The 12,817-nt window shown below is 63.4% G+C and carries 17 protein-coding genes; all 17 read left to right on the top strand.

Annotated features, from left to right (window positions below; translation table 11 throughout):
- Positions 1–10 precede the first annotated feature (10 nt).
- The 17 genes from LOL23_RS07025 (at position 11) to LOL23_RS06945 (ending at position 12,812) form a co-directional block, all read left to right on the top strand.
- Positions 11–856 carry an ABC transporter ATP-binding protein gene (locus LOL23_RS07025; RefSeq protein ID WP_237173349.1) on the top strand — a complete coding sequence of 282 codons (846 nt, stop codon included), beginning with the start codon at positions 11–13 and terminating at the stop codon, positions 854–856.
- Entirely contained in the window at positions 856–1,641 is a 786-nt protein-coding gene (gene mlaE / locus LOL23_RS07020; RefSeq protein WP_160977099.1) for a lipid asymmetry maintenance ABC transporter permease subunit MlaE, read from the top strand. The genes LOL23_RS07025 and mlaE overlap by 1 nt, the downstream gene beginning before the upstream one ends.
- 30 nt (positions 1,642–1,671) lie before the next feature.
- The gene (gene mlaD / locus LOL23_RS07015) at positions 1,672–2,151 is read left to right on the top strand and encodes an outer membrane lipid asymmetry maintenance protein MlaD (protein ID WP_160977101.1); all 480 of its coding nucleotides are present in this window, start codon (positions 1,672–1,674) and stop codon (positions 2,149–2,151) included.
- Between the two features lie 114 nt (positions 2,152–2,265).
- A complete protein-coding gene (locus LOL23_RS07010; RefSeq protein ID WP_237173348.1) occupies positions 2,266–3,156 on the top strand; it encodes an MlaA family lipoprotein in 891 nt (296 codons plus the stop codon).
- 27 nt (positions 3,157–3,183) lie between these two features.
- Positions 3,184–3,855, top strand: coding sequence for an MlaC/ttg2D family ABC transporter substrate-binding protein (locus tag LOL23_RS07005; RefSeq protein ID WP_237173347.1), 672 nt, complete (start codon positions 3,184–3,186; stop codon positions 3,853–3,855).
- 83 nt (positions 3,856–3,938) lie between these two features.
- Positions 3,939–4,769, top strand: a complete 831-nt coding sequence (locus LOL23_RS07000; RefSeq protein ID WP_160977107.1) for an ABC transporter ATP-binding protein — start codon at positions 3,939–3,941, stop codon at positions 4,767–4,769.
- Positions 4,766–5,539, top strand: coding sequence for an ABC transporter permease (locus LOL23_RS06995; protein ID WP_237173346.1), 774 nt, complete (start codon positions 4,766–4,768; stop codon positions 5,537–5,539). Before LOL23_RS07000 ends, LOL23_RS06995 begins: the two co-directional genes overlap by 4 nt.
- Positions 5,540–5,544: 5 nt before the next feature.
- Positions 5,545–5,793 (top strand): BolA family protein, encoded by a 249-nt coding sequence (locus tag LOL23_RS06990; RefSeq protein WP_160977109.1) that lies wholly within the window; start codon positions 5,545–5,547, stop codon positions 5,791–5,793.
- The gene (murA, locus tag LOL23_RS06985; protein ID WP_160977111.1) at positions 5,786–7,051 is read left to right on the top strand and encodes a UDP-N-acetylglucosamine 1-carboxyvinyltransferase; all 1,266 of its coding nucleotides are present in this window, start codon (positions 5,786–5,788) and stop codon (positions 7,049–7,051) included. Before LOL23_RS06990 ends, murA begins: the two co-directional genes overlap by 8 nt.
- Entirely contained in the window at positions 7,048–7,728 is a 681-nt protein-coding gene (gene hisG / locus LOL23_RS06980) for an ATP phosphoribosyltransferase (protein ID WP_160977113.1), read from the top strand. The genes murA and hisG overlap by 4 nt, the downstream gene beginning before the upstream one ends.
- A 174-nt stretch (positions 7,729–7,902) precedes the next feature.
- Entirely contained in the window at positions 7,903–9,216 is a 1,314-nt protein-coding gene (gene hisD, locus LOL23_RS06975) for a histidinol dehydrogenase (RefSeq protein WP_237173345.1), read from the top strand.
- Positions 9,217–9,218: 2 nt separating this feature from the next.
- On the top strand, positions 9,219–9,806 hold the full coding sequence (gene hisB, locus LOL23_RS06970) for an imidazoleglycerol-phosphate dehydratase HisB (protein WP_160977117.1): 588 nt from the start codon (positions 9,219–9,221) through the stop codon (positions 9,804–9,806).
- Between the two features lie 29 nt (positions 9,807–9,835).
- Positions 9,836–10,498, top strand: a complete 663-nt coding sequence (hisH, locus tag LOL23_RS06965) for an imidazole glycerol phosphate synthase subunit HisH (protein WP_160977119.1) — start codon at positions 9,836–9,838, stop codon at positions 10,496–10,498.
- 4 nt (positions 10,499–10,502) lie between these two features.
- On the top strand, positions 10,503–11,246 hold the full coding sequence (hisA, locus tag LOL23_RS06960; protein WP_160977121.1) for a 1-(5-phosphoribosyl)-5-[(5-phosphoribosylamino)methylideneamino]imidazole-4-carboxamide isomerase: 744 nt from the start codon (positions 10,503–10,505) through the stop codon (positions 11,244–11,246).
- The gene (gene hisF / locus LOL23_RS06955) at positions 11,243–12,049 is read left to right on the top strand and encodes an imidazole glycerol phosphate synthase subunit HisF (RefSeq protein WP_237173344.1); all 807 of its coding nucleotides are present in this window, start codon (positions 11,243–11,245) and stop codon (positions 12,047–12,049) included. The genes hisA and hisF overlap by 4 nt, the downstream gene beginning before the upstream one ends.
- Positions 12,046–12,471, top strand: a complete 426-nt coding sequence (hisI, locus tag LOL23_RS06950; protein WP_160977125.1) for a phosphoribosyl-AMP cyclohydrolase — start codon at positions 12,046–12,048, stop codon at positions 12,469–12,471. Before hisF ends, hisI begins: the two co-directional genes overlap by 4 nt.
- Positions 12,468–12,812, top strand: a complete 345-nt coding sequence (locus LOL23_RS06945; RefSeq protein WP_160977127.1) for a phosphoribosyl-ATP diphosphatase — start codon at positions 12,468–12,470, stop codon at positions 12,810–12,812. Before hisI ends, LOL23_RS06945 begins: the two co-directional genes overlap by 4 nt.
- Positions 12,813–12,817 lie beyond the last annotated feature (5 nt).

Below are 12,817 nucleotides of genomic sequence, written 5' to 3'. Positions count from 1 at the left end.
AATCCCGCCTATGACCGCCACCGCGACATCGCACACCGAGCAGCCTGCCGACGACCCCGTCGTGAAGTTCAGCGGCGTTGCGCTGGGCTACGGAGATTTCACCGTCCTCAAAGGTATCGACCTGGTCGTCAAGCCCGGCCAGGTCGTGGCGATGATGGGCGGTTCCGGGTCGGGCAAGACAACGCTGCTGCGCGCCGCCACGGCGCAGATCACGGCCCAGCAAGGCACCATCAGTGTATTTGGCAACGATATCCGCACGCTGCAGGGCGAGGCCCTGCGCAAGGCGCGCCAGCGCATGGGCGTGTTGTTCCAGCAGGGTGCCCTGTTCACCGACCTCAACGTATTCGAGAACGTCGCCTTCCCTCTGCGCGAGCATACGCAAATGACGCAGGCGCAAGTTACCGAGCGCGTGCTGGACAAACTCAACGCCGTCGGCCTTCGGGCGGCCGCGCACCTGCGCATTTCGGAAATCTCCGGCGGCATGGCGCGGCGGGTGGCGCTGGCGCGGGCCATCGTCATGGAGCCCGAGCTCATTCTGTACGACGAGCCCTTCGCCGGGTTGGATCCGATCTCGCTGGGCATCACCGCCGAACTCATCCGCAGCCTGACCGACCGCCTGCACTGCGCATCCATCCTCATTACCCACGACGTGCCCGAATCCTTCAAGATTGCGGACTACGTCTACGTGGTGGGCCAGGGCACCTTGCTGGCATCGGGCACCCCGCGGCAATTGTCGGGTTCGCAAGACGCCTACGTGAAGCAGTTCATCAATGGCGAATCCGACGGCCCCATTGCATTCAACTATCCGATCACACCGGCCTTCGAGGCCTGGCTGGCCCGCCAAGGACGCAAATAATGTCTCCCGTCCAATCGATTTCGACCCTGGGCGCGCGCGTACGGCGCGGTGTCACGGGGCTGGGCGCCTTCATGCGCCTGACCGGTGCGATTTTGGCGCGCAGCGACATCGTCCTGCGCCGGCCGGGCCTGGTATCGCAGCAAGTGCATTTCATCGGTAATTACTCGCTGGTAATTATTATCGTGTCCGGTCTCTTCGTGGGCTTTGTGCTCGGCCTGCAGGGGTATTACACACTCAACCGCTACGGCTCCGAAGAAGCGCTGGGCCTGCTGGTGGCGCTGTCGCTCACGCGCGAACTCGGCCCGGTGGTCACCGCCCTGCTGTTCGCGGGGCGGGCAGGCACCTCGCTCACCGCAGAAATCGGCCTCATGAAGGCCGGCGAGCAGCTCTCGGCCATGGAAGTCATGGCGGTAGACCCAATCCGCCGTGTACTCACGCCGCGTTTCTGGGGGGGCTTCATTGCCATGCCCATCCTGGCGGCGGTGTTCTCCATGGTGGGGGTGCTCGGCGGCTGGATCGTCGGCGTAAAACTCATCGGCATCGACGCGGGTGCGTTCTGGTCACAGATGCAAAACGGCGTAGATGTCATCGACGACGTCCTGAATGGCGTCATCAAGAGCCTGGTGTTCGGCCTGGCGGTCACGTTGATCGCACTGTACGCCGGCTGGACGGCCAAGGCCACCCCCGAAGGGGTCTCCCGCGCCACCACCCGCACAGTCGTCATCGGCTCGCTGGTTGTGCTGGGGCTGGACTTCATCCTGACCGCGCTGATGTTCAGCGCCTGACCAAACACTTATCTATACACGGATCAACACATGACGCGCGAAAAAACAGATTTCCTGGTCGGCCTGTTCGTGCTGCTGGGAGCCATTGCCCTGGTATTTCTTGCCCTGCAAGCCGGCAACCTGAGCACATTTTCCCTGTCCTCCTCCACCTATAAAGTCGACGCCTATTTCGACAATGTGGGTGGTCTGAAGGTGCGCGCGCCCATCAAGAGCAGCGGCGTGGTCGTGGGCCGGGTGGGCGCCATCGGCTTCGACAACACCCGCTACCAGGCCGTTGTCACGCTGGACCTGGACAAGGGTTACGAATTCCCCACCGATTCATCGGCGTCCATTCTCACTTCGGGCCTGCTGGGCGAACAATTCATCGGCCTCACCCCGGGCGGCGAAGAGAAAATGTTGGCTGATGGCAACGAAATCACCTATACCCAAAGCGCCGTGGTCCTCGAAGAGCTGATCAGCAAGTTTCTGTACGGTTCGGCCAGCAAACAAGGCAGTAGCCCGCAAAACTGAGCATATCGCGCACATTTGACATCACACGCGCAAGGCCATCCGGCCAGGGTCGCAGCCACCGTTGTTGTAATGCAGAGGGGTAAAATGCCCCTATCGCGGACATAAACTCATTGCATGAAAACCAATAACTTCCCCGTGCCCTCAGCGGCACATCGCCACCTTCGCAATGCCGCCCTGATCGGCACCGTTGCCGTGCTGGCCGGCTGCTCCACCGTCAAACATCCCAATCCACAAGATCCTTGGGAAAGCTACAACCGCAGCATGTTCCAGTTCAACGATACCGTTGACCGCGCGCTGCTCAAGCCTATTGCGTCGGGCTACGACCAGCTTATGCCAGACCCAGCCCAAACCTGTATCCACAACATGTTCAACAACCTGGGCGATGTGTGGTCAGCGTTCAACAGCTTCCTGCAAGCCCGCGGGCATGATTTCTTCAACACGCTGGGCCGGGTGATGTTCAACACCACTATGGGCCTGGGCGGTTGCATTGACGTCGCCTCCATGAACGGCTCCAAGCGCATCGTCAACGATTTCGGCGTCACGCTGGGCGTATGGGGCCTTAAACCCGGTCCGTACGTCGTCCTGCCCTTCCTGGGTTCCAGCTCACTGCGCGACGGCACGGCAACAGCGGTGTCGCTTGGCACAGGCTTGTCCGCCCTCACACCCGTTATGTCCATCAACGACGTGCCGGTGCGCAACAGCATCCTGGGCGTGTATGTCGTAGACACACGGGCCAGCCTGCTCAAGGCCGACCAGCTCGTCAACGACGTCGCCCTGGATCGTTACAGTTTCATCCGCGACGCGTACATGCAGCGCCGCAAGGCCCTGGTGCAAAGCCGCCTGAACGGCCAATCCGCGCCCGACTACAGCGACGACTTGCCCAACTATGAAGAAGACCTGCCCGACTACTCGGACGACGCAGGCGCGCCCGAGGGCGCTTCCGGCAAGGGCGCGCAAGCTCCTGCCGGCGGCGCTCCCGCAACCAGCACTGCGACCAAACCGTAACCCGGAGGCCTCTCCCTTATGATGTCTATGCTACGTTCCACTTCTCTCCTGCAACGCCTGTTCGCTGGGGCCCTGCTCGGCCTGATCCTGGCACTGGCTGCCGCACAGGCGCGTGCCGAAAAGCCGGTCGACCCCAAGGCCGCCCCCAATGATTTCGTGCAGGCCGCCGCCGACAACGCCCTCGAAGCCATCAAGCACGACAAGGCCGCGCAAGGCGGCGATCTCACGCGCATCAACCAATTGGTCGACCAATACATCCTGCCCTACGTCAACTTCGAGAAAACCACTCGCCTGGCGGCCGGCCGCTACTGGCGCCAGGGCACCCAAGACCAGCAGCAGCGCCTGGTTGCCGCCTTTCGCAACACCCTGATCCGCACCTACAGCGGCGCGCTCGCCAATATCGATCCCACATCGGCCATCCGCATGGATCCCTTCCGTGGCGACGCCAATGCCGACGACGTCGTGGTGCGCTCGTCGTTCACGCGCAGCAACGCGCCATCGATCGCTGTCGACTACCGCCTCGAGAAAACCGCCACGGGCTGGAAGATCTACGACTTGAACGTGGAAGGTATCTGGCTGATCCAGAATTATCGCAATCAGTTCGCCGAACAGATCGCGCAAAATGGCTTTGACGGCCTGATCGATGCGCTGAACAAGGTCCAGGTCAAGCCGGCGCAAGCCACAGCGGCGCGGCGCTAGGCACCGGTTCGCGGCTCTGACCGCGGCACGGCTATAATGGAAAGTCCGGCCCGCGCTCAGGGCCGGGCTTCTTTTTTGTGCCCATGACCGCGCTCAGCCTCGAACATATTTCCAAAACCTACGCGCCCGCGCCGCGCAGCCTGCGCAAGCGCCTGCGCGGCCTGCCCGCCAAGCCCGGCCACCAGGCCCTTTCCGACGTCAGCTTCACGGTCGAACACGGTGAGTTCTTCGGGCTGTTGGGCCCCAACGGCGCCGGCAAAACCACGCTTATCTCCATCCTTGCCGGCCTGGTGCGGGCAAGCTCGGGTTCGGCCAAGGTGTGCGGTTACGATGTGCAGGCCGACTACCGGCAGTCACGCCGGGCGCTGGGCGTGGTGCCGCAAGAACTGGTCTACGACCCTTTCTTCACCGTACGCGAAACCCTACGCATCCAGTCAGGTTACTTCGGCCTGCGCAACAACGACGACTGGATCGACGAAGTCCTGGACAACCTCGGCTTGCTGGACAAGGCCGATGCCAATATGCGCGCGCTTTCGGGCGGCATGAAGCGCCGCGTACTGGTGGCGCAGGCGCTGGTGCACCGCCCGCCCGTCATCATCCTCGACGAACCCACGGCGGGGGTCGATGTAGACCTGCGCCGCACACTGTGGGAGTTCATCTCGCGGCTGAACCGCGAAGGCCACACTATTTTGCTTACCACGCACTATCTCGAAGAAGCCGAGGCACTCTGCGGCCGGCTGGCCATGCTCAAGGGCGGGCGTATCGCAGCGCTGGATACCACCCACAACCTGCTGGCCCGTTTCGGCGGGGCAGACCTCGAAGAGGCTTTTGTACGCATCATGCGTGGCGAGCAAGGCTCAGTCGATGCCGGCACAAGCGACCGCGAAGACGAATCCATGGAGGCCTCGCTGTGATCGCCAGCCTGCAAAACTCCGGCTTTCCCACCCTGCTGCGCAAAGAGCTGCTGCGCTTCTGGAAAGTGGGCTTCCAGACCATCGCAGCGCCAGTGGTCACCGCGCTGCTGTATTTGCTGATTTTTGCCCATGTGCTCGAGGGGCGGGTAAACGTGTACGGGTCGGTGCCCTATACCTCCTTCCTGATCCCTGGGCTCATGATGATGAGCATGCTGCAAAATGCTTTTGCCAACCCTTCGTCGTCGCTGATTCAAAGCCGCATCACGGGCAACCTGGTGTTTATTTTGCTGCCGCCCATGTCGCACCGCGAAATCTACGCCGCCTATGCGCTGTCGGCGATCGTGCGCGGGCTGTGCGTGGGTGCCTGTATCTGGGTGGTGGCGCTGTTCTTTGTGCCGCTGCCGGTAGCCCACCCGGGCTGGGTGCTTGCGTTTGCGGTGCTGTCCTGTGCGATCATGGCCTCGCTGGGCATGATCGCCGGCCTGTGGTCCGAAAAATTCGATCAGCTCGCGGCATTCCAGAACTTCCTCATCATGCCCGCCACCTTTCTGTCCGGCGTGTTCTACTCCATCCACAGCCTTCCGCCCTTCTGGCAGGCCGTTTCGCGCTGGAACCCGGTGTTCTACATGATAGACGGCATGCGCTACGGGTTTTTCTCCGTCTCCGACGTCTCTCCCTGGCACAGCCTGGCCGTGGTGCTGGCCGTGTTTGCTGCGCTGGGCTTATTTTCGCTGCGCCTGCTGGCCAGCGGCTACAAACTCAGGAACTGACCGCCATGCTGCCTACCCCCGAACAAGTACGCGAGTACATCGCCGCCAACCTTGACTGCGAACACCTCGAGGTATCCGGCGACGGCTCTCATTTCGAAGCCATCATTGTCAGCCCCGCCTTCGAAGGCAAGCGGCTGATTGCACGCCATCAGATCGTCTACGCCGCGCTGGGCGATCGCATGAAGGCTGAAATTCACGCGCTGTCGATGCGCACGCTCACCCCCGCCGAATACAAAGCGAACCCGAATGGATAAACTGCTCATCAACGGCGGCCGCCCTCTGGCCGGCGACATCGAGGTATCAGGCGCCAAGAACGCCGCCCTGCCCATCCTGTGCGCCAGCCTGCTCACGGCAGACACCATCACACTGCACAACGTACCGGCACTCAACGATATCAACACCACCCTCAGGCTTCTAGGCCAGATGGGCGTGCGGGCCGAGAAGCCGGCGCCCGGCACGGTCACGCTGAACGCGGGGCAGGTCGACAAGCTCGAAGCGCCTTACGAGCTGGTGAAGACCATGCGCGCGTCCATCCTGGTGCTGGGCCCACTGCTGGCCCGCTTCGGCGAGGCGCGCGTCAGTCTGCCGGGGGGCTGCGCCATCGGCCAGCGGCCGGTGGATCAGCACATCAAAGGCCTGGCCGCGATGGGCGCCGACATCAAGATCGAGCACGGCTTTGTAGTAGCCAAAGCCAGCCGGCTCAAAGGCGCCTCGATCCGCACTGACATGGTCACGGTCACCGGCACTGAAAACCTGTTGATGGCTGCCGTGCTGGCCGAAGGCCGCACTACACTCGAAAACGCCGCGCGCGAACCCGAAATCACCGACCTGGCCGAGCTGCTCATCAGCATGGGCGCCCGCATCCAGGGCCACGGCACCGACCGCATCATCATCGACGGCGTCGACCGCCTGCACGGCGCCACCCACACCGTGGTGGCCGACCGCATCGAAGCCGGCACCTTCCTGTGCGCCGTAGGCGCGGCAGGCGGCGAAATCATGCTGCGGCGCGCCGCCCCCGACACCATGGGCGCCACGATCGCCAAGCTGCGCGAAGCCGGCCTGAGCATCGAATGCGGCGACGACTGGATACGCGGCGCCATGAAGGGCCGTCCGCGCGCCATGGGCTTTCGCACGGCGGAATACCCAGGTTTGCCCACCGACATGCAAGCCCAACTCATGGCGCTGAACAGCATCGCCGACGGCACTGCGGTCATCACCGAAACTATTTTCGAGAACCGCTACATGCACGTGCAAGAATTGGTCCGCATGGGCGCGTCGATCGAGATCGACGGGCATACCGCCGTCGTGCAGGGCGTAAACACGCTGCTGGGCGCCACCGTCATGGCCACCGACCTGCGGGCCTCAGCCAGCCTGGTGATTGCCGGCTTGGCCGCTGAAGGCGCCACCACCGTCGAGCGCATCTATCACCTGGACCGCGGCTACGAGCAGATGGAAGTCAAACTGCGCGCCCTGGGCGCCGATGTGCAACGTATTTCCGGGAAAACCGCATGAGCCCCGCCAGCTTGCAGAAACCGCTCACCCTGGCCCTGTCCAAAGGGCGCATCTTCGATGAAACGATGCCGCTGCTCGCCGCGGCGGGTATACAGGTGTCTGAAAACCCCGAAACCTCGCGCAAGCTGATCCTGCCCACCAGCAGCCCAGACCTGCAGATCATCATCGTGCGCGCGTCGGACGTGCCCACCTATGTGCAGTATGGCGCGGCCGATTTCGGCATCGCTGGCAAGGATGTCCTGTACGAGCATGCCGCCAGCCACCCGGGCGGCCTGTACCAACCCGTCGACCTGAACATTGCGCGCTGCCGCCTGTGCGTGGCCGCGCCGCGCGGCTTCGACTACGAGGCCGCCGTACGTCAAGGATCGCGCCTGCGAGTAGCCACCAAGTACGTGCGCGCGGCGCGCGAGCACTTCGGCGCCAAGGGTGTGTATGTGGACATCATCAAGCTGTACGGCTCAATGGAGCTGGCGCCGCTGGTCGGCCTGGCCGACTGCATTGTCGACCTGGTCTCTACGGGCGGCACGCTCAAGGCCAACAATCTGGTCGACGTGGAAGAAATCACGCAGATTTCCTCGCGCCTGATCGTAAACCAAGCATCGCTCAAGACACGCGCGGCCGCGCTGCAACCACTGATTGCCGCCTTCGCCAAGGCGTCAAGCACAGCCAAGCCCTGAACGGCGCGGCCATGCGATACCGCCCATGCCCCGCAAGCCCGGCCGACTGCCGGGCAGCGGATGTTGGACCACATGCCGCGGCAGTCCAGCGCACGCGGCAGTGTATTCGGGCAAGGCCGCCGCATCCGGTATAAACTCGAATCAACAGAATGTAATTCCCTACTGGTTCGCATCATGCCTTCTATCAAGCGCCTCAGCACCCGCGATGACGGGTTCCGGGCCTCACTGCGCGCCCTGCTGGCCTACGACGCCTCGCAGGATGAGTCCATCGAACAGGCTGTCACCGGCATCCTGCGCGATGTCCAGCAGCGGGGAGACGACGCCCTGCTCGAATACACCAGGCGTTTCGATCGCGTTGACGCCGCCTCGGTGGCCGAGCTTGAAATCGGCCATGATGCGCTGCATGCCGCCCTCGATACGCTCGATTCCGCCCAGCGCGCCGCACTCGAAACCGCTGCCAGCCGCGTGCGCCGCTACCACGAACGCCAACGCGCCGAGTCCTGGTCGTATACCGAAGAAGACGGCACCGTGCTGGGTCAGAAGATTACACCGCTGGATCGCGTGGGCCTGTATGTGCCCGGCGGCAAGGCTGCCTATCCCTCTTCCGTTCTCATGAATGCCATCCCCGCCAAGGTGGCCGGCGTACCCGAAGTGGTCATGGTCACGCCCACACCCGGCGGGCAGCGCAACCACCTGGTGCTGGCTGCGGCCGCCCTTGCGGGTATCGACCGCGTATGGGCCATCGGCGGCGCGCAGGCTGTGGGCGCGCTGGCCTATGGCACTCACGCCATTGCGCCGGTCGACAAGATCGTCGGCCCGGGCAACGCCTACGTAGCCTCGGCCAAGCGCCGCGTTTTCGGCACGGTGGGCATAGATATGATTGCCGGCCCCAGCGAAATCCTGATTCTCGCCGACGGCACCACGCCGGCCGACTGGGTGGCCATGGATCTTTTCTCGCAGGCCGAGCACGACGAAATGGCGCAGGCCATCCTGCTGTGCCCAGACGACGCCTACCTCGATGCCGTACAAGAAGCCATCGATCGCCTCTTGCCCAGTATGCCGCGCGCAGACATCATCCGCACCAGCCTGGCCAATCGCGGTGCGCTCATCCGGGTGCGCGACATGCAAGAAGCCTGCGAGATCGCCAACGACATCTCCCCCGAGCACCTAGAGATCTCTGCCGAAGATCCACGCACCTGGGCCGACCAGATTCGCCATGCCGGTGCTCTCTTCCTGGGCCGCTACAGCTCCGAATCGCTGGGCGACTACTGCGCGGGCCCCAATCACGTGCTGCCCACCGCGCGCACGGCACGTTTTTCTTCGCCGCTGGGCGTGTACGATTTCCAGAAACGCACCAGCATTATTTATGTGTCGCGCGAAGGCGCGCAAACCTTGGGCAGCGTAGCGGCAACGCTGGCCTACGGCGAGGGCCTGCAGGCTCATGCCCGCAGCGCCGAGTACCGCCTCTCACCCCCTGAATCCTCGTAAACATGCGTACCGCTGACATCACCCGCAACACCAATGAGACACGCGTGCGCGTGTCCATCAATCTGGACGGCACCGGCCGCCAGGCAATCAATACCGGCGTGCCCTTCCTGGATCACATGCTGGACCAGATCGCCCGCCACGGCCTGATCGATCTCGACATCCACTGCGACGGCGACACACATATCGACGATCACCACACTGTCGAAGACGTCGGCATCACGCTGGGCCAGGCCTTCGCGGCGGCTGTGGGCGACAAGAAAGGCATGGTCCGCTACGGCCACTCCTATGTGCCGCTCGACGAGGCACTGTCGCGCGTCGTGATCGACTTCTCGGGACGCCCCGGGCTGTACTACGACATCCCCTTCACGCGTTCGCATGTCGGCCGCTTCGATGTCGACCTGGCGCGCGAATTCTTCCAGGGCTTCGTCAACCACGCACTGGTCACGCTGCATATCGACAACCTGAAGGGCGATAATTCGCACCACCAGGCCGAAACCGTATTCAAGGCATTTGGCCGCGCCTTGCGCATGGCTACCGAACTCGACCCGCGCAACGCGGGCGTCGTGCCCTCCACCAAAGGAGTGTTGTAACGGCGTCACTCCGTACAACGGCCAATATCGTGAATACCATTGCTATTGTTGACTACGGCATGGGCAATTTCCATTCGGTGGCCCGCGCCCTGCAGGCTGCCGCGCCCGATGCCGACATCCGTATCTGCCGCGAACCGGCACAGATCGACCAGGCTTCGCGCGTGGTGTTTCCCGGCCAGGGCGCCATGCCAGATTGCATGCGCACGCTCGACGAATCGGGCCTGCGCGACGCGGTGCTGCGCGCGGCGCGCAGCAAGCCGCTGCTGGGCGTGTGCGTCGGCGAACAAATGCTGTTCTCCGAAAGCGAAGAAGGCAATGTACGCTGCCTGGATATTTTCCCGGGCAAGGTGCGACGTTTCGCGGGCCCGCAGTTCGACACCCTTGCGGGGCACGCAAGTAGCGGCGCCGGGCACGAATTGCTGAAAGTGCCCCATATGGGCTGGAACCGCGTCACGCAGTCACGCGCCCATGCCCTCTGGGCGGGCATCCCCGACGAAACCCATTTTTATTTTGTGCACAGCTATTACGCGCAGCCCGACGACCCATCCATCACCGTTGGGGAAACCCACTACGGGCTGCGCTTTACCTGCGCCGTGGCAACCGCTAACATTTTCGCGGTACAGTTCCACCCCGAAAAAAGCGCGGCGCATGGCCTGCGGCTGTACCGGAATTTCGTAGACTGGAATCCTTGACATCATGTTACTCATCCCCGCCATCGATCTCAAAGACGGGCGTTGCGTTCGCCTGCGCCAGGGCGACCTGGCCGACGCAACGGTATTTTCCGAAGACCCCGGCGCCATGGCAGCCCAGTGGCTGGCACAGGGCGCACGCCGCCTGCACCTGGTCGACCTGAACGGTGCGGTGGCCGGCAAGCCCAAAAATGGCCCGGCCATCAAGTCCATCCTCAAGTCGGTCGCCGACGACATCCCGGTACAGATCGGCGGCGGCATCCGCGACATGGACACGATAGAAACCTATCTGGACGCCGGCATCTCATACGTGATCATCGGCACGGCCGCGGTGAAAGACCCCGGTTTTCTGCGCGATGCCTGCAGCGCCTTTCCGGGTGCCATCATCGTCGGGCTCGATGCCCGCGACGGCAAGGTGGCCACCGACGGCTGGAGCAAACTCACCCGCCACGACGTGCTCGACCTGGCCCGCAAGTTCGAAGACTACGGCTGCGAGGCCATTGTCTATACCGATATCGGCCGCGACGGCATGCTGTCCGGCGTCAACATCGACGCCACGGTCAACCTGGCGCGCCACGTCAACATCCCCGTGATCGCTTCAGGCGGCGTCACAGACTTGCGCGACATCGAAGCCCTGTGCGCGGTCGAAGGTGAAGGCATCGAAGGCGCGATCCTCGGTCGCAGCCTGTATGAAGGCACGCTGGATTTCGCCGCCGCGCAGGATCTGGCGGACGAACTCGGCAAACCATGACTTACCCCGACTCAACCCAAGACTCTGGCCTTACTCGCCGCATCATTCCTTGCCTGGACGTCACTGCCGGGCGGGTGGTCAAAGGCGTGAACTTCGTCAACCTGATCGACGCCGGCGACCCGGTCGAGATCGCGCAGCGCTACAACGAACAGGGCGCGGACGAGCTCACTTTCCTCGACATCACTGCCACGAGCGACGACCGCGATCTCATCCTGCCCATTATCGAGCAGGTGGCGCGCCAGGTTTTCATCCCGCTTACGGTGGGTGGCGGCGTGCGCCGTGTGGCCGACATCCAGCGCCTGCTCAACGCCGGCGCCGACAAGGTCTCGATCAACAGCGCGGCGGTCGCCAACCCCGAGCTGGTACGCGAAGCCGCCGGCTATCACGGCTCGCAATGCATCGTGGTTGCCATCGATGCGCGCCGCGTGTCGGCCGAAGGCGAACCCGATCGCTGGGAAGTCTTCACCCACGGCGGGCGCAAGGCCACGGGGCTTGATGCCGTCGAATGGGCCCGCCGCATGGCCGCCTACGGCGCGGGCGAGCTGCTGCTCACCAGCATGGATCGCGATGGCACCAAGGCGGGTTTCGACCTCACGCTCACCCGCACGGTGGCCGACGCCGTGCCGGTACCGGTCATTGCCTCGGGCGGCGTGGGCAATCTGCAGCATCTGGCGGATGGCGTCACCGTCGGCCGTGCCAGCGCGGTGCTGGCCGCCAGTATTTTCCATTACGGCCAGCACACGGTGCGCGAGGCAAAAGAATTCATGGCGGCCCAAGGTATTAGGGTACGATTACCTGTATGACACACAGCACTGAAAGGTCCACGCCGCAAGAAGCTTGGCTGGACGCCGTAAAATTCGACGATGCGGGCCTGCTTCCGGCCATTGCCCAGGACGCCGACAACGGTCAGATCCTGATGGTGGCGTGGATGAACGCCGAGTCGCTGCAAGAAACCGTTGAAACTGGCCGCGCGGTGTACTGGTCGCGTTCCCGCAACCGCCTCTGGCGTAAGGGCGAAGAATCCGGCCACGTGCAGATCGTGCACGAAATCCGCCTGGACTGCGACGGCGACGTCGTCCTGCTCAAAGTGCGCCAGGAAGGCGGTATTGCCTGCCACACGGGCCGCGTCAGCTGCTTTTACCGGCGGCTGGACGGCACACCGGCATCGGCTTCCTGGACAATCGTCGATCCAGTGCTGAAAGACCCAGAGCTCATCTACAAATGAACCAGCCTGATTCCGCAACCATTTTGGCCCGGCTGGCCGATACACTGGAGGCGCGCCTGCCCGCGAACGGCGGCGATCCGTCTTCGTCCTACACGGCTAAGCTGCTTGCGCGCGGCCCCGACGCCTTTCTCAAGAAAATCGGCGAAGAGGCCACCGAAGTGGTGATGGCCGCCAAAGACAACCAGCCCGATCGCATCGTCAGCGAGGTGGCCGATCTGTGGTTTCACTGCATGGTGGCGCTGGCGCATTATGGGCTGCGCCCCGAACAGGTGCTGGCCGAACTGGCTCGCCGTGAGGGTACGTCGGGCCTGGCCGAGAAAGCTTCTCGCCCCCAATCCTGAATTGA

The sequence above is a fragment of the Paracandidimonas lactea genome (genome assembly GCF_021653995.1).
Lineage (GTDB): Bacteria > Pseudomonadota > Gammaproteobacteria > Burkholderiales > Burkholderiaceae_B > Allopusillimonas > Allopusillimonas lactea.
This window is presented reverse-complemented; position numbering and strand designations above follow the sequence as displayed.